This is a genomic window from Bacillus sp. mrc49 (assembly GCF_002803435.1).
This window is the reverse complement of record NZ_PHNG01000637.1, coordinates 1-20,616: the sequence shown is the minus strand read 5'-3', so window position 1 is coordinate 20,616 and position 20,616 is coordinate 1. Positions and strand designations below refer to the sequence as shown.

Sequence of the window (20,616 nt, the reverse complement as noted above, 5' to 3'; positions counted from 1 at the left end):
CATTTTGGTTGCGAAGGAGTTCGGTGTGGATGATTCCTCCATCCGAAAAGGGCTGTCAACCATTCAGTTGACGAATATGAGGATGGAATTGGTTGAGGGCGCAAAAGGGCAGAAAATCATCAATGATGCGTACAATGCGAGTCCAACTTCCGTTAAGGCGGCTGTCGAGCTGATCGAAGGTTTATCCGGTTTCGAGAAAAAAATCCTCGTTCTGGGAGATATGCTGGAGTTGGGACCGCAGGAGAAAGACTTTCATTTGAAAATTGGTGAATTGATTTCAAGTGACCGGATTGATAAGATTTTCACCTATGGCCCTTTGGCCGAGTATATTGGCAAGGGAGCAAGTGGAGCTTTTCCTGCAGAAAATGTTCGGTCCTTCCAAGATAAGCAGAAGCTTATAGAGGAGCTGAAAACATCGACGCAGGCAAATGACATCATCCTTGTGAAAGCGTCCAGGGGCATGAAGCTGGAGGAAGTCGTTCAGGCTTTACAGAAGTAAAGGTCTTTTAAACAGGTTGTTTTTATTTGATCAGTCAGGCTGCAGACCAACTCGATAATCATGGAGTTGATCTGCAGTTTTTTTAGTTCTCTCAAAGAACGTTTCATTTCACTGCAGGCGCTCAGGGGTCTTGTTCCTTTCGTTCGTTTTGAAGCGGCCTATTTTCGTCCTAAAAAAGTGTACCGGCAATGATGCTGATATCATCATCAATTTCGGAATGCGTCATTCTTGATAGCAAGAGCGCTTGTAGTAGGTCGTGTATAGAAAGAAGGGCGTTTTCAATGAATTCCTTCTCGATGCGTTCAGTCCGTTCAGCGGCGGAAGGGCTAGGAGATTTAGAGAGGCCGTCTGAATAAATGATGAAGCGGCTTCCTGGTTGGTAATGAAATACTACTTTTTTTATCGGAGCATCCTTAATGCAGCCTATAGGGCCAGCCCCTTTACTCAATCTGAGAATGTAATTGGTGTCTGGGGCATGCAAAATGGCTGGGGGGTGTCCACAGTTCACATATTCAATGAATCTTTCCCTTGTATTTACGTATGCAATGAAGGCTGAAAAACAGGCATTGATTGTATCTTCCAAATGAATTCCCTGGAATAAACCCCTCATATGCTTTTTCAGTTCCCTGGTTATGATGATGGGGTCCCGTATCCGTTTTATCAGCTCAGGTATCAAGGTTCGGATGGACATGTGTACAAGCGCTGTATGAATGCCTTTTCCGCACATATCGATCATGATGAAAGCGTATTTTCCGTCGCTTACCTCGGTCCAGAAAAATAAATCGCCTAATAATTCAGTGGAAGGCTGGGTGATTCCTTTGATCTCAATATGGTTATTTTGGATTGGTGTCGGTAAGCATAAATGTTGAAAGCCCCTTGCGATGCGCATGCTCCTTGTCGACTTCTGATTTATCTTTTCAAGTTCCTGTCCCTTCATTTTAAATGAGAACAGGTGCATGCTGATGTTTTGGAGTGAGGTTAACTTGATGTTGACTTCCACCGGGTCAGCAGGGATGGGGATGGTCAGGTATAAGGTCCTTTTTGGTAACTCAGGAGGAACTCTCATTTTTTTCGTCCGTTTATAAATGAATAAGATTGGAATTTCAAGGGATTCGGCTAAGCTGAACAAAGCCGTTTGCTGCCAGGAATCTTTTGAAAGGTGCAATGGTAAAATGAATAGTGTTTGCATGAGGTCCGTTGATTCCTGAAATAGATATCTTTGTTTCATTGGATTTTCCAAAAAAGTGACGTTCTTGTTCATTGTTTTTAACAATAGGCAAAACTCCTTGCATGCAGGTATATCTAATGAGTAAATATTCATACAGCCTCCTTAAGTGTTATGTTTATAGGTCTATCATACTGTAATCATGCCGGTTTTTACCGTTTTTTCATTTGATATTGAAAAATTATACATTCATTGAGTTGGAAGGGGAGATTGAGATGAGAAATTGGAGTTGGAGAAGCATGGTTCAAAATCAGGTTGAAACTATTTGTTCGGAATACATATTATATAGTAGGTAAAAAAATTCAGATAAGTATTGATTGTGCTTATTCAATAAAGAATCCAACCTCTTGTATTGGGATATAGTAAGTGTGGGTCCTTTAAAGAATACTGTCGGTTTTTTTTCCAGCAGGAATTATAACAACATCTTCCCAAACGTGATACAGGGCGGGATTCATATGGCTGATTTGGACTTATCTTATTTTCGAAGTGATGAAAAGTTGTTGGGAACTGGGAATGGGTCGATATCCTTTATTGCATTAACAGTTTGAAAATGGTAATATGAAGTATGAGTTTAAATGTCTTATCATTGATGATTAGTTTAATTAATCAGGTTGAGGCAACAAAATTGTATGTTCTTACATGTTTCATGAGTTCATTCTTGAGATTATTTTAGATTAAATAGGCCGCGCGTCTGGTCATATATAAAAGCTGCATCTCTTGGCGGCTTTAGTAGCTAATAGGGAATCAAGCCGCATTTTAGCGCTTTTCCACTTCTGCAAATCCTCAACGCACCGGGCCTGTTTTGTATAAGAATCTTGGCTCTCGTCAAGTTTTGTTCACACAGTCTTTTTAAGTCTGTTGAATAAGGTGCAGCAGCCCTCACCTGAATAAAACGGTGAAATACCCGTTTATGCTACTTTTAATTTTCCATATTGAATTTAATTTTGGTTACATGTACTTTTAAAAAGATGTGCGTATGTTAAAAATAACTCTACACGTGCGCGAAGCAAAAAATGCCAGTGAATGCTCGTGCTGGTATATTTCCTTTTTAAAAAATCATATTGAGTTCATTTGAACTAAAAGGCAGACATACTTTTAGGTGATAATGATAAACTTTTGCATAAGAGATAAAGTAGAACATCCGTCATGATGATGAGGATTTGAACTAAACATCTGTGCATCATTCTTGTATGCACGTGTAAATTTACGATATAAAAAGGAGTACGAAAACATTGACATTGTTTAGCGAATTAGGATTAGATAGAACGTCTATGAAATCAATAGAAAAAATGGGATTTGAAGAAGCAAGCCCGATTCAATCCCAAACGATTCCTCTAGCACTTGAAGGTAAAGATATCATCGGTCAAGCGCAAACGGGAACAGGTAAAACGGCAGCATTCGGTATCCCTTTGATGGAGAATATCGATATCAACAATGAAAACGTTCAAGGGATTGTCATCGCACCTACGCGTGAGCTTGCCATCCAAGTTTCTGAAGAGCTTTTCAAGCTTGGCTACGGAAAACGCGCTCGTGTTCTAGCGGTTTATGGTGGACAAGATATCGACCGTCAAATCCGTGCATTGAAGAAAAAACCACATATTATCGTTGGTACACCTGGTCGTCTTTTAGACCATATCAAACGTAAAAATATTAAATTGGGCGGAGTTCATACTGTAGTTCTTGATGAAGCGGATGAAATGCTTAACATGGGATTCATTGAGGATATCGAATCCATCCTTTCAACGGTTCCTGACGAAAGGCAAACATTGCTTTTCTCAGCTACAATGCCTGATCCGATCCGTAAAATCGCTGAAAGATTCATGCATGAACCAGTTCTTGTGCGCGTAAAAGCGAAAGAAATGACAGTCGATCGCATCGAGCAATATTACTTGGAGCTAAAAGAAAGTGAAAAATTCGATACACTGGCTCGCCTTTTTGACATTCAAACACCGGATCTTGCGATTGTCTTCGGACGTACGAAGCGCCGTGTCGATGAATTGGCTTCTGCCTTGAACATTCGCGGCTATATGGCTGAAGGAATCCATGGTGACCTTAGCCAGGCTAAACGTCTTTCCGTATTGAAAAAATTCAAGGACCGCAGCATCGATGTTCTAGTTGCTACTGATGTGGCTGCGCGTGGTCTTGATATTTCAGGCGTTACACATGTATACAACTTTGATATCCCTCAAGATCCTGAAAGTTACGTTCACCGTATTGGACGTACAGGTCGTGCGGGTAAACATGGTATTGCCATTACGTTTGTAACACCAAGAGAAAGAGGTCAACTGCATGCAGTTGAACATACAACGAAAAAACGTATGGAAAAACTTAAAACTCCTACATTGACTGAAGCGTTGGAAGGTCAACAAAAAGCAGTTACTGAAAAAATCCTTTCTACAATCGAGAATGATGATTTAACATTATATCTTGGTCAAGCGGAAGAATTATTGCAAAAACATGGTGCGGCTGACCTAGTGGCTGCCATGCTTAAATCAATGACGAAAGAACCGGATCAAACGCCAATCAAGTTAACTGAAGAGTCTCCATCTCCAATGCGTCGCAATCGCGGGGGAAGCAGTTCTTCCAATAACAGACAGCGCAATGGCCGCAGTTCTTCAGGCAGAAAAGATTACGGCAGCGGATCAAGCAAACGCCCAAGTTCGAACCGTAAATCCAATGGTTACGGAAACCGTAGCACAAGCCAAAAAAGAGAAAAATCCAATAAAATTTAATCATTTATGAAAGCCGCTCAACTGAGCGGCTTTTTTTATGTATAAGTATAATCCAACCAGGTTTTTTTGAAAGAAAAGTTCAGAAAATGCAGGTTAATTGAGAGCGGATTATTATAGTATAATGGAGAAAAGTGCACAGGTTGGATAATGCTTCAAAATATCCCCGTGCGGATGAGGAGGGTTCATGGAACCGGAAAATCGTATCTCGAATAAGGCCTTGACCGTCTGGAAAATCAGTGGATTGTTAAGCTCTGCAATCACTTGGATCATATCCATCGCGATACTCGCTCTTACCATCTTTTTTAAGTGGACATATTGGATTGTTGGCGTTTTATTCATCATTTCGATCATCCAGTCGTATCTGTCCATCTACTTGATGCCATCGATAAAGTGGAAAAGATGGCGTTATGAAGTACGGAATACGGAGATTGACATCCAAAGCGGTATTTTCATCATAAAAAGAACACTCATTCCGATGATTCGGGTGCAGCATGTTGAAACGAAGCAAGGACCGTTGTTAAGAAAATATGAGTTGGCCTCCGTGGAAATTTCGACTGCGGCAACCATGCATGTTATACCTGCACTCGACCTTGCAGAGGCAGATGAATTGAGGCGCTACATTTCCAGAATGGCCAGTGTGGAGGAGGAAGATGTCTGAATTAAAGAGGCTTCACCCTATAGCTGTATTGCTTAACATCTTGAAATCAATCAAGGAGTTAGTTCTGCCTTTCGTATTGGTGATCGTTATTCCTGGAAGGAATGAAGGAATTCCTGGATGGGTACAACCGCTAGTCATTTCCGTCATAGTCCTTTTGCTGATCGTTCATGCATTCCTTCAATGGCTACGCTTTACCTATCGCATAGAAGATGGCGAGTTTAGAATCGAGTCTGGAGTGTTCGTAAGGAAGAAACGGTATATCAAGCTTGATCGAATTCATAGCATCGATATTTCGGAAGGCATCATCCAACGGATATTCCGTCTGGTGAAGGTCAATATTGAAACGGCAGGAGGAACCCAAGCTGATGCCGTTTTATCGGCAATCAGCAAACGTGATGCCGAGCGCATCAATACCTTCATAAGTGCCGAAAAAAACAATAAAGCGAGTGATCCTCCTAGGGTGAAACAAGATGAATTATCCGGCAGTGAAGAAGTCATGATGGCTTCTTCCGTTTATAAGCAGACGTTGCCGCAATTAGTATTCATGGCTGCCACCTCGGGAGCGGTAGGGGTCTTTTTATCTGGAGCCGTCGCTTTTATTTCACAGTTTGATGAGGTCATTCCTTTTGAGCGGATATTTAAGAACTATGAAGACTTTGTTGGAATGGGCACCGTTATCTTGACCTCTTTTGCGATATTGGGCTTATTGGTCGTATATGTACTGGCCACATTAAGCATGGTCATGAAATATGCTTCTTTTACCGTGATGAAAACGGAGGAGGAACTCATCATTTCCAGAGGACTTCTCGAGAAAAGGCAGTTGACCATCCCTGTCCATAAAATTCAAGGAATCCGGATCATTGAAAATTTGGTTCGAAAACCGTTGGGATTCGCGACTGTTTACCTCGAATATGCTGGAGGCAGTATTGAAGATAAAGAAAGCTTATCCATCATGCTTTTCCCTTTTATCAAGAAGAAGCATTTACAAAGGAAATTAGGGGCAATGTTACCAGTTTATCAAACGATCACGGAAATGAGCCCGATACCTAAGCGGGCAATTTCCCGCTACATTTTTCGTAAAGCCCTTTTTATCATCCCTATCGTTGGTGTCTTGTCCTGGTTTTTCAAACCTTGGGGCTTCCTGTCCCTGCTGTTACTGCCGTTGGGGATCTGTTGGGCATACATGCAATATAGGGATGCCGGATGGAATATTGAAGGAGATTTATTGCTTTTGAGCAATCGCTTGTTCTCTAAGCAAACCTTGATCATGCAAAGAAGCAGGATTCAATCCGTTTCCTATAAAAAAAGCTGGTTTCAGAGCCGGAAAGGACTGGCCACGATATCAGCCTCGATCAAGTCTGGGGTCCATTCCCGGGTCGGCGTGGTCATGGATGTTGAAGAAAGGGATTGCCGAAAAATCGAATCTTGGTATTTACCTAAAAAAGCAGTCGACTCCCAATGATCGAAAGAGTCGGCTCTTTTTCCTATCATCTTTTTCTCCAATATAGAGGTGCGGTTAAAACGCCGGTTGCCAGGCCGGCCAAGTGACCGACAACATTGATCTGAGGTTGGATGAAGGTCATGATGATGGCGATTCCGGTCAGTGTATAGACTGTATTTCTTTCGTTGTTCGTAAAATTGTTTTTATTGAATAACACAAGGTAAAGAAAGAAACCGAGTAAACCAAAAATCGCACCGCTTGCACCGATGTGGGTATAAGTGAGCGGTTTAAATAAGAAGGTCGCGATATTGGCCAGGATTCCGGTCGTCAAAAAGAAAATTAAGAACTTTAAGGAACCGAGATACTTCTCGAGGGCTGGTCCGAAGATGGCAAGCGAGAACCCGTTGAACAGTAAATGCGTGAATGTGCTATGGAGAAAAATCGGGGTGACCAATCGCCACCATTGTCCGTCGTTGATGAATAAATTTACACCTGAGCCGTAATAAAAAAGTAAATTGCCGGGAATTATGGGGAAAAGGACGAGAACGAAAACGAGCATCATAATGAAAATGAGCACAGTCACAGCTCGATAGGCAGTGGTATATTCGCGGAAGCTTTCGGTTCTTGTAAACATAAATTCCTCCTTGGCATCGTTTTAATTAGGGACCATATTATCATAGGTAAAAGAGTCCTCCTAATACTATGCAACATATCAATTTAATAGAAGAGGTGTCAAAGTGATTAAAGGTATCGGCGTGGACATAACTGAATTGGATAGAATGGAAACATTGATTGAACGGCAACCGCGATTGAAGGAGCGTATATTGACAGAAAAGGAAATCTTGATTTTTGATGGGTTGAACGGAAGAAGGAAGATCGAGTATTTTGCTGGACGTTTTGCAGCCAAGGAGGCATTTTCAAAAGCATACGGTACAGGGATCGGTAAGTATTTATCCTTCCTTGATATCGAAATCAGTGCGGATGATAAGGGGAAGCCGGTCATCTCCAAGCCGTTTTCAAATGGGGTGCATCTGTCGATTAGCCATAGCCGTGATTATGCGGTTGCCCAAGTCATAATTGAAAGGGTGGATTGAGTTTTGTCCGATCGGGTCATAAACCTTAAGGTTGTCTCATATACATTTAGTGCTATAGGGAGACAAGGCCCGGTGGAAGGTACATGGCAGAGTGGGGGCTCTAAGAGGGGTTTTTAGCAGGATCATGTTAGGTCCGCGCTAAAATGCTGAGGAGTCTAAGACATCAGTCGAGCCAATGTCCGGATCCTGCCTTTTCCTCTCCCTTTTACGTTCAAATGACAAAAAGGGGTTGAAAAGATGAAGAAGATGTTAATGCTTTTTGCAGGGATCATGCTCTTGCTTGCTCTTTCTGCTTGCGGCCAAAAATCACAGAGTGATGTAGTAAGTGAATTGAATGAGAAGCTTGGTGAGATGAAGGGATATAAAGCTAACGCAAAGATGACGTTGAAGATGGGGACGGAACCTCAAGTATATAATGTGGAAATTTGGCATAAAGATCCGTCTTTTTATCGCGTGAACCTAAAAAATGAAGAGAAGGATCAAAGCCAAATGATTTTGAAGAATGATGATGGTGTGTATGTATTGACGCCCGCTTTGAATAAAAGCTTTAAATTTCAAAGTGAATGGCCGGAGAACAGCAGTCAGGCCTATTTATTCGAGTCGTTGGTGAAAGACATTACGGAAGATAAAAGTGCAACATATAAAGAAACGGATAAACATTATGTCTTTGAAACGAAGACACGTTACCAAAACAATAAAATGTTGCCTTATCAAGAGATTACTATAAACAAAAAGGACCTATCCCCAGTCAGTGTAAAGGTCATGGACCCGGATAAAACGGCGTTGGTCCTTGTAGAATTTTCAAAAGTGAAATTCGATACGACTTTTGATAAGGATTCATTTGATATGAAGAAAAACATGACAAGCGCACAACTTGAAGCGCCTGTTATGGCAGAAGTCCAAAATGAAGGCTTTGCAGTGAAATACCCTGAGAATATTGGTGATATGAGCTTGACGGAAGAAAAGGAAATCAAGACCGATAATGATGGGGAACGTGTCGTTTTGACATATGAGGGCACGAAAAGCTTTACATTGGTTCAGGAAAAAGCTGAAGTTGTCCAAACTTCCGTTTCAACGAATGTGAATGGTGATCCGGTTGATTTGGGTTATACAGTTGGAGCCATGACTGGAAATACGATTGCGTGGACTTTTGAAGGTGTGGATTATATGCTTGCATCAAAGGATTTGACGCAGGTAGAGATGATAGAGGTGGCCCGTTCGGTTGGGGGAGATCCAGTCAAATAGGTTTGCAAAACAAGCTGATGTTCCCGTCTCCTTAGGAAGGTTTCTTCTAGGAAGAGCAGGCGGGGAAGCGGCTTGTTATCATTTGGATCAGCTTCATCCGGCAACGGGCTGTATCTTGGGAAATTAGATTCTTTGGTGAAAAGCGCTTTATCTTTCCGGCGGTTGGTTATAGAATGGTCGTATAATGAAAAGCAAACTTTGCTATGGGAAGAATTTCATCGTAAGCATAGAAAGAAGGAAATGGGCTTGGAAACGAAATTATTTCATCGAGATACGTGGGCAGAAGTGAATTTGGATCATATTCATGAAAATATTTCTTCAATGAAAACAAGATTGGGAACTGGTGTCAGCCTATTCGCTGTCGTTAAAGCGAATGCTTATGGACATGGGGATTATGAAGTGGCTAAAACGGCGCTTGAAGCGGGCGCTGATTTTTTAAGCGTTGCTTTTATGGATGAGGCTCTGGCTCTCCGGAAAAAGGGGATAACTGCTCCGATTCTTGTACTTGGGGTCTCCAGGCCGGAAAGCGCAGCGATTGCTGCCGAGCAAGGGATTTCCGTGACAGCTTTTGATAATGCCTGGCTGGATAGTGCAAAGGCCCAGCTTAAACCGGGACAAGTCCTTCAGGTTCATATAAAAGTGGACAGCGGAATGGGCAGGATTGGCATACGCGATAAAAATAAACTGATGAAAGTGGAAAGTTCGCTTAAAAAGGAAGCGTGCTTCAACTTTCAAGGGATATTCACTCATTTCGCGACGGCGGATGAACTGAATACCGATTTCTATGAAAAACAGCTTGCCGTATTTAAAGGGATGCTCACTGCGCTGACGTCACGTCCGGAATTTGTCCATGCCGCCAATAGTGCCGCATCTTTAAGGTTTGCCGATCCGGTATGGAATGCGGTAAGGATGGGTATTTCCATGTATGGCCTAAGCCCTTCGATGGAAATGAAGCCGTTATTGCCATTTCCATTACAACAAGCCATCTCGTTAAAAACGAAATTGGTCGCGGTTAAGCAGCTTGTTAAAGGTGAAAGTGTAAGTTATGGGGCGACCTATACGGCACAAGGAAATGAATGGATCGGAACCTTGCCGATTGGTTATGCTGACGGCTGGATCCGTAAGCTGCAAGGTCAGGAAGTGCTTATAGATGGAATGAGGGTGCCGATTGTCGGCCGGATTTGCATGGACCAATGCATGATCAAGCTCCCTAGATCATTCCCTGTCGGGACGGAGGTTACACTGATTGGAGTTGACGGCCTTGAATCGATTGCCATTGATGAGATAGCCGCGAAACTGGAAACGATTAATTATGAGGTAACCTGCATGATAGGGGCAAGGGTTCCGCGCGTATATATAAAAGATAACCAGCAAAAACATATCCGAAACTACATCTTGGAATGATCCGATTGTAAAAAAATCCTAAGAATGTGAATAAGATTTCCTTTATTATGCTGATAATAGGATTGAGAATAGAATATACTCTTTGCAGATAGGCATTTTAATGGTAATATTGAAAAGGATATATAATACAGGTGTGTAGTGATGGTGGAGGTGTATGTTTGTGTCTGAATCCAGCGCAACAAGAGAGATATTAATTCGATTACCTCAAAATTTTTTAACTGAACTAGATGGGTATGCGAGTGAGGAAAATGTGAATCGCAGTGAATTTATTTATCGTGCCACAAAAATGTATCTTCGTGAACGTAAAAAGAAAGAGTTCCGTGAATCGATGAAACGCGGTTATATTGAAATGGCGGCCATTAATTTAACGATTGCTTCTGAAGCTTTTCAGGCTGAATTCGAGGCTGGTCATTGCGTTGAACGATTAGTTAGCGGAGGCTGAGCCATTGATTGTTGTTAAGCGTGGTGACGTATACTTCGCAGACCTTTCCCCGGTAGTCGGTTCAGAGCAAGGCGGAACCCGTCCGGTACTGATTTTACAAAACGATATAGGTAATCGCTTCAGTCCGACTGTGATCGTGGCAGCCATTACAGCTCAAATCCAAAAAGCGAAATTGCCGACACATGTTGAGATTAATGCAAAAAAGTACGGATTCGAGCGAGATTCCGTCATTTTATTGGAGCAGATCAGGACGATCGATAAGCAGCGTTTAACTGATAAAATCACGCATCTTGACGAACCTATGATGCAAAAAGTCAATGAAGCTTTGCAAATCAGCTTGGGTCTCATTGAGTTTTAGAGAAATGTTTTCCCGTTTTTTGCGGGCGTTATTATAATACAAATCATTCTTGATTTATTTAGATGGCGCGATTCCTGATGAGGGAATCGCGTTTTTTTTTATGAATGAAATAAGGGGGTGTCGTACTCCGTTTTGTGATAATGGGTCATTAGAGCAGGAAATATGAAAAAATTGACGAATAAAAATAGTGTACAATCAAACTCATGTGGAGCGGTGCGTCATTAGGGTGGGTTTGTGATGTTTTCCTTGAAATATGTTTTTTAAAACGGATAACGGGTATAAAGTTATGTTGTAAATAGTTAAAGTGAAAACGAAAGTGCCAGGGGAAACCTATGGAAAGGCTAGATGGAAACATCATTACAGTTAGTTAACATCCTTGTGACGAGGACAGGAAAACATGGCAATTGTGTTAGAATGGGAGGATATTATGAATCAATTGGTTTACGATTTTATTAAGCAAAATCAAGATTACATCCTGACTGAGTGGATGGATATCATGAAGGAAAGTACGGACGAAAGGCTGATAAAAGTTGTCTCTGATCGTATGTTCACGCAAACGAGCAGTGAATTTATCGATATGATCATCACGAATGTAGATAGTAAGAACAAGGAATTCACATTGAAGCTTTCGGATTTTGCCGAGAAAGTCGTCCAATTGGGATGGCCTCTTACATTCGTCAACGAAGGACTTCATAAATTCACGTTGATTGTCATTAATGGAATGGTGGAAAAGGGTCTGGTGACTCCGGATAATCAAGTCAATCTTGTTAATCATTTGGATAAGTGGGCCACACCGATAAATAATGAAATCGTCAATATATATACGCAAACCTGGGAAAGAACGGTTTCAATGCAGAAGATAGCCTTGCAGGAGCTTTCAGCACCGCTCATTCCTGTATTGGAAGGCATTACGGTCATGCCGCTGATCGGCACCATTGATACGGAGCGCGCCAAGCAGATAATGGAAAACCTCTTGACCGGCGTGGTACAGCATAGATCCGAAGTCGTCCTCATTGATATAACGGGTGTACCGGTAGTGGATACGATGGTTGCCCATCATATCATTCAGGCAGCGGAAGCGGTCCGCTTGGTTGGAGCTAAATGCATCCTATGCGGCATACGGCCGGAAATAGCCCAAACCATCGTTAATCTTGGGATTAACCTAAATGAAGTGATTACCAAAAACACATTGAAAAAAGGAATAGAAGTCGCGTTGGAGTTAACGAGCCGCAAGATCGTAGAGGTGGAGGGATAAGGATGAGGATTCCGATATTAAAGCTTTATGACTGCTTGTTAGTCTCGATACAGTGGGAATTGGATGATGTGACCGCCCTTCAATTTCAAGAGGACTTGTTGCATAAGATTCATGAAACGAGCGCGAATGGCGTTGTCATAGATATTACCTCAATAGATTTTATAGATTCTTTTATCGCAAAGGTATTAGGCGATGTTTTTAGTATGTCTAAGCTTATGGGGGCAAAGGTTGTAATTACGGGAATCCAGCCAGCTGTTGCAATAACATTGATCGAACTTGGAATCAGTCTCGATGATGTCATGACAGCATTAGATTTAGAGAAGGGCCTGGAGAAATTACAACAGGAATTGGGGGATTAAAGAATGGAGTTCCAATCCTGCGTAAAAATAATTAATGAATGGGACATTGTAGCTGCAAGACAGCTAGGAAGAAATGTTGCTAAAGAGCTGGGGTTCGGCACTGTCGATCAGGCAAGGATCACCACGGCTATAAGCGAATTGGCCCGAAATATTTACCTATATGCCGGACAAGGCAGTGTAAGCATAGAAAAGCTTAACCAAAACGGGAAGTCAGGATTGAAAATCATTGCAGAGGACCAGGGGCCTGGAATTGAGGACATCCGCAGAGTCATGGAAGATGGGTATACCACTTCAGGGGGATTGGGTGCAGGGCTTCCTGGAGCCAAGCGCTTGATGGATGACTTCGATATCGAATCGATACCAGGTGAAGGGACTTCGATTGTCGCTACGAAATGGCTCCGTTAGGGGGGGACTATGGATAATAGGGAGAACATGGAGAAAAAGTATCATGAGGCGCTTTCTACTTATCTTAAAGACCAAAATGAGCAGGCACTCTATCAAGGGCAAAAGATTAGCCGCCTACATATTAAATACAATATATCTCCAGAAGAAATCATCAGTATGCATAAAAATAACTTAATGGAACTTTACCCCGATTTACCTGGGAAAGTGATGGATTCGTTCGATTTCCTGCTTGAAGTCATGATGGGATATGGAATTGCCTACCGCGAACATCAAAGCCTCAGACATCAACAGCAGGAATTGAAAACGGAAATAGAAATCGCGGCAAACGTGCAGCATACCCTTTTGGAAACGGAAATACCCGATATAAAGTCTCTTGAAATTGGGGCGATAAGTGTTCCTGCCAGACAGATGAATGGAGATTATTATCACTTCGTCCAAGATGAAAATGAGCGGATCGGAGTGGGGATAGCAGATGTCATCGGCAAAGGGATCCCTGCGGCCTTGTGCATGTCCATGATCAAATACGCCATGGATAGTCTTCCTGAGCATCGGCATGAACCGAACAGTGTGCTTGAGAGTTTGAACCGTGTGGTTGAGCATAATGTCGATCCGAGCATGTTCATAACGATGTTCTATGGATTATATGATCCGCATGACAGGAAATTCTCCTATGCTTCGGCTGGCCATGAACCGGGTTTTTATTATGACGCCGCTACAGGGACTTTCAGTGATTTGGATGCGAAAGGTCTTTTGCTTGGAGTCGATAAGAAGACGAGGTACCGCCAATATGAAAAGACGGTGAACCATGGGGACATGATCATCTTATTATCTGATGGAGTTACGGAATGCCGGACGAATGATGGATTTATAGAAAGGGAAACACTTATTGGTTTCATTAAGAAAAACATGCATTTGCAAGCCCAGGAAATGGTGAATAATATATATAAGCAATTGGAGAAAATGCAGAACTTCCAGTTAAGGGATGATTTCACCTTAATAATTTTAAAATCAAATGTTTAGCTTTTTTTTCTCTGGGTATAGATATAAGAATGAAGAGGATTTGAAGAGGTGGGTCAAGGATGAATATAACAGTAGATGTCAATGAATTGAATACTGAATTTATAGTGAAATTAAAAGGTGAAATCGATGCTTACACTGCGCCGAAGTTAAGGGAGTCACTATTCCCGATATCAGAAAGGGACAACGTCAAGATCACTATTGATTTGACTGAAGTTTCCTACATGGATAGCACAGGTCTTGGAGTGTTTGTCGGTGCATTCAAAAGCGTGCGGGCGAATAATGGCGAGTTCACTTTAGTTGGTTTATCGGAAAGGCTGCGACGTTTATTTGATATTACAGGTCTTGCGGATATCATTGATATAAAAAGTGGTACAGAGGGTGGGTTAGAATGAGTCAAGTATATGATTACATCGAAATGAAAATACCTGCAAAACCAGAGTTCATCGGTGTCATTCGTTTAACACTTTCTGGAATAGGAAGCCGTATGGGATTTGCGTATGAGGAAATCGAGGATTTGAAGATCGCTACAAGTGAAGCTTGTACAAATGCGGTGCAGCATGCGTATAAGGATACGGAAAAAGGGGAAGTGAAGGTCAGTTTCGGCCTTTATCCAGACCGTTTGGAGGTCATGGTTTCTGATAGTGGTAAGAGCTGTAATTTCGAAGAAGTTCGCCAAGGTCTCGGTCCATACGAAAATGGGCAGAAAGTCGAACTTATGAGAGAAGGAGGCTTGGGTCTTTACCTCATTGAAACTTTGATGGATGATGTGAAAATTCATCAGCATGACGGGGTTACAGTTTTTATGACTAAGTTTTTAGAGGGAGAGCAGGTGGAGATGGATGCAAAAACAGTCTCAACCTAATCAGGCACAAAGAGAACAAGTAAACGAGTGGATCAGAGCGTATCAGCAGAACCAAGATGACGAAGCGCAAAGCAATCTAGTCATCCATTATAAAGGTTTGGTTGAAACGATCTCGCGTAAGTACGCAAAAGGCAAGTCATTTCAGGAGGATATTTCTCAGGTCGGCATGATTGGTTTATTAGGTGCCATCAGGCGATATGATGAATCATTCGGCAAAAGCTTTGAAGCATTTGCCGTTCCTACCATAATCGGTGAAATCAAAAGGTTTTTGCGTGATAAAACCTGGAGTGTCCATGTCCCAAGAAGAATAAAGGAACTGGGACCCAAAATAAGGGTCACGGTCGAGGAATTGACGACGACGTTGCATCGTTCGCCAAGGATCGATGAAATAGCCGATAGCATAGGCGTGACGGAAGAAGAGGTTTTGGAAGCGATGGAGATGGGGAAAAGCTATCAAGCTTTATCTGTCGATCATTCCATCGAAGCGGATTCCGATGGCGGTACCGTCACCTTGCTTGATATATTCGGGAATGTGGATGAAGGATTTGAAAGGGTCAATCAACGCCTTGTTCTTGAAAAGGTGCTTCATGTTTTGAGTGACCGTGAAAAGATGATCATCCAACATACCTATTTAGAAAACTTAAGCCAAAAAGAAGCGGGCGATAAGCTTGGTATTTCCCAAATGCATGTGTCAAGGCTTCAGCGCCGTGCAATCAAGAAGCTTCAAGAGGCGATTAACGCTGAAAACTCGGAGTTAATACAGTGATTAAAGCTATTCTGCGTGAAGAAAAAATCGAAATCCTTGTCTCCCAATCCTCTAAAAACGGAATGGTCTATTGTGGTGATGATTATTTTTTTCTTCATACGAAAGAATACTTTGTATGTGTTTTGGCAGATGGGCTCGGCAGTGGTAAGTATGCGTACGAATCTTCCCATGCCGTCATCGAGGAAGTCAAGCGCAATCATGAATTGGATGTCGAATCACTGATGGCTGTATGCAATCAGGTTTTAATCGACAAACGGGGGGCGGCCGTATCCATTTTGAAAATTTTTTATGAAAAGAATGAATTTGTATACAGTTCCGTGGGTAACATCCGTTTCTTCCTGTATAATCCCAAGGTCGACAAGCTTGTCTACCCGTTACCCGTTACAGGTTATCTATCGGGCAGGAAACAAAAATACAGGACGGAAAGATACAAATATGAACCGAATGCAAAATTCATTCTCCACTCTGATGGCCTTGAGCTTAAGGGTGCTAAATCATTTTTGAAAAGGCAGGCCGCTATCGACTTGAACGCTAAATCGATATTGGAAAGCAGTCCGGCAACTGCAGATGATACGACATTCATTTTAGGAAGCTTACTTTCGTTGTAATTCGGAAGTGAGCTTTTTTATATGGAATTCGCAACTTCATTCCTGATTTGCTAGACTATATATATGAGTTCGAAAGGCTGGAGGGAAACGTTATGATCGTTGTTGAAGATACGTTAAAAGAATTGATTAAACAAATATCCAATGAGCTAAGTTTGAAAAACCACCAGGTTCAAAACGTTATACAAATGCTGCAGGAAGGGAACACGGTCCCTTTCATTGCCCGTTATAGAAAAGAAATGACAGGTTCACTTGATGAAGTCGAGATTCGTTCGATCATGGAAAGATGGAATTATCTAGAGAACCTCGGCCAAAGGAAAGTGGAAGTTACCCGTTCGATCAGTGAACAGGGGAAATTGACGGATGAATTAAAAAGGCAAATCGATAAGGCAACAAAACTGCAGGAAGTGGAGGATTTATACAGGCCGTTCAAGCAAAAAAGGAGAACGAAAGCCACTGTCGCGAAAGAGAAGGGGCTTGAGCCGTTTGCCAATTGGCTGCTTGAATGCCATAAGGATGCCCGAGTTAATGAAAAAGCCGCGGAATTCATATCCGAAGAAAAAGAAGTTTCTTCTATTGAAGAGGCTGTTGCAGGAGCGCAGGATATAATAGCTGAACATATTTCCGATGATGCAGAATTGAGGAAGTGGATAAGGGCAGAGATTTTCAAGGCCGGAAAAGTGATTTCGGTTGTTAAGAATCAAGAAAAGGACGAGAAAAGAATCTTTGAAATGTATTATGAATACGAAGAGCCTGTTCAAAGGATCGTACCGCATCGGGTTTTGGCGCTTAATCGAGGGGAAAAGGAAGAAGTGCTACGAATATCGATTCAGCCGCGAACTGAAATCATCATTGGTCATCTTGAGCGTAAAATCGTAAAAAATGGTCATTCCGATGTAAAAGATATACTGATATCTGCGATTGAAGATGGCTTCAAACGTTTGATCATGCCATCCGTAGAGCGGGAAATCAGGAAGGAGCTGACTGAAAAAGCAGAGGATCAAGCCATTCATATTTTTTCGGAAAACCTGCGAAATCTGCTCCTGCAGCCTCCGCTTAAGGGGAAGGTGGTACTTGCCCTCGATCCTGCCTACCGAACGGGCTGTAAATTGGCTGTCGTTGATGAAACGGGCAAGGTGCTGGACATCAGCGTCATCTACCCGCATCCACCGGCTGCCAAGCTTCAGGCTGCGCGTGAAAAAACGATCGAGATACTTCAGCGGTTCTCGGTTGAGATCGTGGCGATTGGCAATGGGACGGCGTCACGGGAATCAGAGCAGTTCATTGCCGATATATTAAAAGATGTCAAAGGGAATGTTTCATATATCATTGTCAACGAAGCGGGAGCCAGTGTATATTCTGCCTCGGACATTGCGCGAGAAGAGTTTCCGGATCTGCAAGTGGAACAGAGAAGTGCCGTATCGATAGGAAGAAGGCTTCAAGACCCATTAGCTGAACTTGTGAAGATTGACCCCCAATCAGTTGGGGTTGGCCAATATCAACATGATGTTTCCCAGAAAAAACTGGGCGAATCCCTCTCCTTTGTCGTGGAAACAGCTGTTAACCAAGTGGGAGTGAACGTCAATACCGCTTCATCTTCCTTATTGCAATATGTAGCTGGTTTATCAAAATCCGTTGCTCAAAATATCGTCAAGAAAAGGGAAGCGGAAGGGAAGTTTTCAAGCAGGAAAGAATTGAAGAAAATACCAAGGCTCGGTGCGAAAACGTATGAACAATGCATAGGGTTCCTGCGTATCATTAATGGCGATGAACCTTTGGATCAAACCGCGATCCATCCAGAGAACTACGGTGCAGTCAATAAGCTGTTGAAGAAGATGGGGTTCACTTCAGCTGATTTAGGCAATGACGCATTGAATGCGGAGTTAACCAAATTAGACCCAGCTCAATTGGCCGATGAATTGGACATTGGGGAAATCACGATCAAAGATATAATAGAGGATTTACTGAAGCCGGGAAGAGATCCTCGGGATGAATTATCAAAACCTCTGCTTAAGCAGGATGTGCTGAAAATGGAGGATCTGCAAGTTGGAATGGAATTGCAAGGTACAGTGAGGAACGTTGTGGATTTCGGTGCGTTTGTGGATATTGGTGTTAAACAAGACGGATTGGTGCACATATCAAAACTTAGCAATCGGTTCGTCAAGCACCCGCTAGATATAGTGGCCGTTGGGGATGTAGTGACGGTTTGGGTCGAACAAGTGGACGCTCAAAAGCAAAGGGTATCTTTGACGATGCTCGAACCAAAGGAACAAAACTAGCTTGTGGCAAGCTCCTTCTTTAATTGGAAGGAGTTTTTTTAGGATATATAAAACCGGGGCTTTCTTTCCTTTGATAAAAAAACCAGCATTGATTCAACATTTTCACTTGATAATAATCCTTTTCATAAAAGGCTTTACGAATTTGATTCTGGAACCAATTAGGCATAGCTTTTCCTCCCTTAGTCTCCTATTGTATTATTAGTCTATGTTATAATGGGTTGTCCTGTTACCGGGGAATAGGAGGGGGAAATGGATAATCGGGAATTGCAAAAGTTAGTAGAGGAAATATCGTTGAAAGACTTTAATAGGAGATTTAAACACCTTGCCAGTTTTAATCCGCGCCTTAGAACGACAGGAGGCCGATATTTACTGCGATCACATAATATAGAAATTAACAAGAAGTATCTTGATGAACGCGAGATCGACGAGATCATTGGTATCATAAAGCATGAATTATGCCATTACCACCTTCACATCGAAAAAAAGGGATATCAGCATCGTGATGCGGACTTCAAACATTTACTCAAGGAGGTAGGGGCGCCGCGATTTTGCAAGCCACTGCCATCAAATCAATTAAAGAGAAAAATGAATACGTTTCAATATAAATGTAAAGACTGTCAGCAGGTATATATGAGAAAAAAAAGAATTGACACCTCCCGTTTCGTATGTGGAAAATGCCGCGGAACCCTGATCTGCCGGGGGTTTTTGGAGGGTGAAACAAAAATATAAAAAAACACAAAAGAACGCTTGACTTTAAGTTGCAACCTCTTTATAATCATAAGAGTCGACAAGATAACAACTTGTTCTTCACGACAAACACGAAGGTCCTTGAGCATGAAAAAGGAACCCATTTACATTATTCCGCAGTAGCTCAGTGGTAGAGCATTCGGCTGTTAACCGAACGGTCGTAGGTTCGAGTCCTACCTGCGGAGCCATTTTTTGGGGAAGTACTCAAGAGGCTGAAGAGGCGCCCCTGCTAAGGGTGTAGGTCGCGTAAGCGGCGCGAGGGTTCAAATCCCTCCTTCTCCGCCAGTTACATATTATATCAAGGCCCATTGGTCAAGCGGTTAAGACACCGCCCTTTCACGGCGGTAACACGGGTTCGAATCCCGTATGGGTCACTTTCTTACATATTATCATGGTCCCGTGGTGTAGCGGTTAACATGCCTGCCTGTCACGCAGGAGATCGCGGGTTCGATTCCCGTCGGGACCGCCATTTTAAAAAAACACTTTAAAAAATACTTGCTAAAATAAAGTTATTGTGATATAATATTAACCTGACTGTTAATTATCACAAGTCATTGGGCTATAGCCAAGCGGTAAGGCAACGGATTTTGATTCCGTCATGCGAAGGTTCGATCCCTTCTAGCCCAGCCATTTTTATTTTAGAGCCATTAGCTCAGTTGGTAGAGCATCTGACTTTTAATCAGAGGGTCGAAGGTTCGAATCCTTCATGGCTCACCATTTTGTATGCGGGTGTGGCGGAATTGGCAGACGCACCAGACTTAGGATCTGGCGCCGCAAGGCGTGGGGGTTCAAGTCCCTTCACCCGCACTGATAATTTTCTTCTTGACATCAAGACGAAAAGGGTGTTATACTTACGAAGTCGCTTTCGCGGTCGTGGCGGAATGGCAGACGCGCTAGGTTGAGGGCCTAGTGGGGGAAACCCCGTGGAGGTTCGACTCCTCTCGGCCGCACCAATAACATCATAGAAATTAGCGCCCGTAGCTCAATTGGATAGAGCATCTGACTACGAATCAGAAGGTTGTAGGTTCGACTCCCGCCGGGCGCACCATTTTTTTACGGGAAGTAGCTCAGCTTGGTAGAGCACTTGGTTTGGGACCAAGGGGTCGCAGGTTCGAATCCTGTCTTCCCGACCATCCTTTCTCGTAACATTACAAGAAAAATTAAATGCGGGTGTAGTTTAGTGGTAAAACCTCAGCCTTCCAAGCTGATGATGAGAGTTC

22 protein-coding genes and 10 tRNA genes are annotated in these 20,616 nt (G+C 42.5%); 29 read left to right on the top strand and 3 right to left on the bottom strand.

Features of this window, described 5'->3' with window-relative positions:
• A partial coding sequence (locus CVN76_RS06965) for a glutamate ligase domain-containing protein (RefSeq protein ID WP_332850618.1) occupies positions 1-499 on the top strand: 499 nt, incomplete at its 5' end.
• Positions 500-668: 169 nt separating this feature from the next.
• Here the strand turns inward: CVN76_RS06965 and CVN76_RS06960 are convergent.
• Positions 669-1,772, bottom strand: a complete 1,104-nt coding sequence (locus CVN76_RS06960) for a PP2C family protein-serine/threonine phosphatase (RefSeq protein ID WP_157805584.1) — start codon at positions 1,770-1,772, stop codon at positions 669-671.
• Between the two features lie 1,184 nt (positions 1,773-2,956).
• Between CVN76_RS06960 and CVN76_RS06955 the strand changes: the two genes are divergently transcribed.
• The 3 genes from CVN76_RS06955 to CVN76_RS06945 all read left to right on the top strand — a co-directional run bounded on the left by CVN76_RS06955 (position 2,957) and on the right by CVN76_RS06945 (position 6,576).
• A complete protein-coding gene (locus tag CVN76_RS06955) occupies positions 2,957-4,456 on the top strand; it encodes a DEAD/DEAH box helicase (RefSeq protein WP_061143969.1) in 1,500 nt (499 codons plus the stop codon).
• A 184-nt stretch (positions 4,457-4,640) separates the two neighbouring features.
• Positions 4,641-5,114 carry a PH domain-containing protein gene (locus CVN76_RS06950; protein WP_100530681.1) on the top strand — a complete coding sequence of 158 codons (474 nt, stop codon included), beginning with the start codon at positions 4,641-4,643 and terminating at the stop codon, positions 5,112-5,114.
• A complete protein-coding gene (locus CVN76_RS06945; RefSeq protein ID WP_100530680.1) occupies positions 5,107-6,576 on the top strand; it encodes a PH domain-containing protein in 1,470 nt (489 codons plus the stop codon). Before CVN76_RS06950 ends, CVN76_RS06945 begins: the two co-directional genes overlap by 8 nt.
• Positions 6,577-6,601: 25 nt before the next feature.
• Here CVN76_RS06945 and CVN76_RS06940 read toward each other — a convergent pair whose 3' ends face one another.
• Positions 6,602-7,189 (bottom strand): rhomboid family intramembrane serine protease, encoded by a 588-nt coding sequence (locus CVN76_RS06940; RefSeq protein ID WP_100530679.1) that lies wholly within the window; start codon positions 7,187-7,189, stop codon positions 6,602-6,604.
• Positions 7,190-7,292: 103 nt separating this feature from the next.
• Here CVN76_RS06940 and acpS point away from each other — a divergent pair, with 103 nt between their 5' ends.
• From acpS to CVN76_RS06870, 14 genes are all read left to right on the top strand, one after another.
• A complete protein-coding gene (gene acpS, locus CVN76_RS06935) occupies positions 7,293-7,649 on the top strand; it encodes a holo-ACP synthase (protein ID WP_100530678.1) in 357 nt (118 codons plus the stop codon).
• 237 nt (positions 7,650-7,886) lie between these two features.
• A complete protein-coding gene (locus tag CVN76_RS06930; protein ID WP_061143974.1) occupies positions 7,887-8,894 on the top strand; it encodes a LolA family protein in 1,008 nt (335 codons plus the stop codon).
• Between the two features lie 240 nt (positions 8,895-9,134).
• A complete protein-coding gene (gene alr, locus CVN76_RS06925; RefSeq protein WP_100530684.1) occupies positions 9,135-10,298 on the top strand; it encodes an alanine racemase in 1,164 nt (387 codons plus the stop codon).
• 160 nt (positions 10,299-10,458) lie between these two features.
• A complete protein-coding gene (locus CVN76_RS06920) occupies positions 10,459-10,740 on the top strand; it encodes a CopG family ribbon-helix-helix protein (protein WP_034306380.1) in 282 nt (93 codons plus the stop codon).
• 7 nt (positions 10,741-10,747) lie between these two features.
• Entirely contained in the window at positions 10,748-11,098 is a 351-nt protein-coding gene (locus tag CVN76_RS06915) for a type II toxin-antitoxin system PemK/MazF family toxin (protein ID WP_034306610.1), read from the top strand.
• 427 nt (positions 11,099-11,525) lie between these two features.
• A complete protein-coding gene (locus CVN76_RS06910) occupies positions 11,526-12,353 on the top strand; it encodes an RsbT co-antagonist protein RsbRA (protein WP_061143975.1) in 828 nt (275 codons plus the stop codon).
• A gap of 2 nt (positions 12,354-12,355) precedes the next feature.
• Positions 12,356-12,712 (top strand): STAS domain-containing protein, encoded by a 357-nt coding sequence (locus CVN76_RS06905; protein ID WP_061143976.1) that lies wholly within the window; start codon positions 12,356-12,358, stop codon positions 12,710-12,712.
• A gap of 3 nt (positions 12,713-12,715) precedes the next feature.
• Positions 12,716-13,117, top strand: coding sequence for an anti-sigma regulatory factor (locus tag CVN76_RS06900; protein WP_100530677.1), 402 nt, complete (start codon positions 12,716-12,718; stop codon positions 13,115-13,117).
• Positions 13,118-13,126: 9 nt separating this feature from the next.
• Positions 13,127-14,137 (top strand): PP2C family protein-serine/threonine phosphatase, encoded by a 1,011-nt coding sequence (locus CVN76_RS06895; RefSeq protein ID WP_100530676.1) that lies wholly within the window; start codon positions 13,127-13,129, stop codon positions 14,135-14,137.
• 59 nt (positions 14,138-14,196) lie between these two features.
• Positions 14,197-14,529 (top strand): anti-sigma factor antagonist, encoded by a 333-nt coding sequence (locus CVN76_RS06890; RefSeq protein WP_061143979.1) that lies wholly within the window; start codon positions 14,197-14,199, stop codon positions 14,527-14,529.
• A complete protein-coding gene (rsbW, locus tag CVN76_RS06885; RefSeq protein WP_100530675.1) occupies positions 14,526-14,999 on the top strand; it encodes an anti-sigma B factor RsbW in 474 nt (157 codons plus the stop codon). The genes CVN76_RS06890 and rsbW overlap by 4 nt, the downstream gene beginning before the upstream one ends.
• Positions 14,977-15,765, top strand: a complete 789-nt coding sequence (sigB, locus tag CVN76_RS06880; RefSeq protein ID WP_061143980.1) for an RNA polymerase sigma factor SigB — start codon at positions 14,977-14,979, stop codon at positions 15,763-15,765. The genes rsbW and sigB overlap by 23 nt, the downstream gene beginning before the upstream one ends.
• Positions 15,762-16,373 carry a SpoIIE family protein phosphatase gene (locus tag CVN76_RS06875; protein WP_232732131.1) on the top strand — a complete coding sequence of 204 codons (612 nt, stop codon included), beginning with the start codon at positions 15,762-15,764 and terminating at the stop codon, positions 16,371-16,373. Before sigB ends, CVN76_RS06875 begins: the two co-directional genes overlap by 4 nt.
• A 92-nt stretch (positions 16,374-16,465) precedes the next feature.
• On the top strand, positions 16,466-18,649 hold the full coding sequence (locus tag CVN76_RS06870) for a Tex family protein (protein WP_100530674.1): 2,184 nt from the start codon (positions 16,466-16,468) through the stop codon (positions 18,647-18,649).
• Between the two features lie 19 nt (positions 18,650-18,668).
• Here CVN76_RS06870 and cmpA read toward each other — a convergent pair whose 3' ends face one another.
• Positions 18,669-18,815: a cortex morphogenetic protein CmpA gene (gene cmpA / locus CVN76_RS06865; protein WP_100530673.1), complete on the bottom strand. Its 147-nt coding sequence runs from the start codon at positions 18,813-18,815 to the stop codon at positions 18,669-18,671.
• 83 nt (positions 18,816-18,898) lie between these two features.
• Between cmpA and CVN76_RS06860 the strand changes: the two genes are divergently transcribed.
• The 11 genes from CVN76_RS06860 (at position 18,899) to CVN76_RS06810 (ending at position 20,529) form a co-directional block, all read left to right on the top strand.
• Positions 18,899-19,378, top strand: a complete 480-nt coding sequence (locus CVN76_RS06860; protein ID WP_100530672.1) for a SprT family protein — start codon at positions 18,899-18,901, stop codon at positions 19,376-19,378.
• A gap of 131 nt (positions 19,379-19,509) precedes the next feature.
• A tRNA-Asn gene (locus CVN76_RS06855) sits at positions 19,510-19,584 on the top strand.
• Between the two features lie 6 nt (positions 19,585-19,590).
• Positions 19,591-19,681: transfer RNA gene (locus CVN76_RS06850), tRNA-Ser, on the top strand.
• A gap of 17 nt (positions 19,682-19,698) precedes the next feature.
• A tRNA-Glu gene (locus CVN76_RS06845) sits at positions 19,699-19,770 on the top strand.
• Positions 19,771-19,789: 19 nt separating this feature from the next.
• Positions 19,790-19,865, top strand: a tRNA-Asp gene (locus tag CVN76_RS06840).
• Positions 19,866-19,951: 86 nt separating this feature from the next.
• Positions 19,952-20,026 (top strand) — tRNA-Gln (locus CVN76_RS06835).
• Between the two features lie 11 nt (positions 20,027-20,037).
• A tRNA-Lys gene (locus CVN76_RS06830) sits at positions 20,038-20,113 on the top strand.
• 8 nt (positions 20,114-20,121) lie between these two features.
• Positions 20,122-20,203, top strand: a tRNA-Leu gene (locus tag CVN76_RS06825).
• Between the two features lie 60 nt (positions 20,204-20,263).
• Positions 20,264-20,349: transfer RNA gene (locus CVN76_RS06820), tRNA-Leu, on the top strand.
• 18 nt (positions 20,350-20,367) lie between these two features.
• Positions 20,368-20,444: transfer RNA gene (locus CVN76_RS06815), tRNA-Arg, on the top strand.
• An 8-nt stretch (positions 20,445-20,452) separates the two neighbouring features.
• A tRNA-Pro gene (locus CVN76_RS06810) sits at positions 20,453-20,529 on the top strand.
• The last annotated feature ends 87 nt before the right edge of the window (positions 20,530-20,616 follow it).

Coding starts and splice junctions, on each gene's coding strand:
- CVN76_RS06945 (WP_100530680.1), top strand. CDS start 5,107: ATGTCTGAATTAAAGAGGCTTCACCCTATAGCTGTATTGCTTAACATC.
- cmpA (WP_100530673.1), bottom strand. CDS start 18,815: ATGCCTAATTGGTTCCAGAATCAAATTCGTAAAGCCTTTTATGAAAAG.
- CVN76_RS06930 (WP_061143974.1), top strand. CDS start 7,887: ATGAAGAAGATGTTAATGCTTTTTGCAGGGATCATGCTCTTGCTTGCT.
- sigB (WP_061143980.1), top strand. CDS start 14,977: ATGCAAAAACAGTCTCAACCTAATCAGGCACAAAGAGAACAAGTAAAC.
- alr (WP_100530684.1), top strand. CDS start 9,135: ATGGGCTTGGAAACGAAATTATTTCATCGAGATACGTGGGCAGAAGTG.
- CVN76_RS06910 (WP_061143975.1), top strand. CDS start 11,526: ATGAATCAATTGGTTTACGATTTTATTAAGCAAAATCAAGATTACATC.
- CVN76_RS06900 (WP_100530677.1), top strand. CDS start 12,716: ATGGAGTTCCAATCCTGCGTAAAAATAATTAATGAATGGGACATTGTA.
- CVN76_RS06895 (WP_100530676.1), top strand. CDS start 13,127: ATGGATAATAGGGAGAACATGGAGAAAAAGTATCATGAGGCGCTTTCT.
- CVN76_RS06940 (WP_100530679.1), bottom strand. CDS start 7,189: ATGTTTACAAGAACCGAAAGCTTCCGCGAATATACCACTGCCTATCGA.
- CVN76_RS06860 (WP_100530672.1), top strand. CDS start 18,899: ATGGATAATCGGGAATTGCAAAAGTTAGTAGAGGAAATATCGTTGAAA.
- CVN76_RS06870 (WP_100530674.1), top strand. CDS start 16,466: ATGATCGTTGTTGAAGATACGTTAAAAGAATTGATTAAACAAATATCC.
- CVN76_RS06950 (WP_100530681.1), top strand. CDS start 4,641: ATGGAACCGGAAAATCGTATCTCGAATAAGGCCTTGACCGTCTGGAAA.
- CVN76_RS06890 (WP_061143979.1), top strand. CDS start 14,197: ATGAATATAACAGTAGATGTCAATGAATTGAATACTGAATTTATAGTG.
- rsbW (WP_100530675.1), top strand. CDS start 14,526: ATGAGTCAAGTATATGATTACATCGAAATGAAAATACCTGCAAAACCA.
- CVN76_RS06905 (WP_061143976.1), top strand. CDS start 12,356: ATGAGGATTCCGATATTAAAGCTTTATGACTGCTTGTTAGTCTCGATA.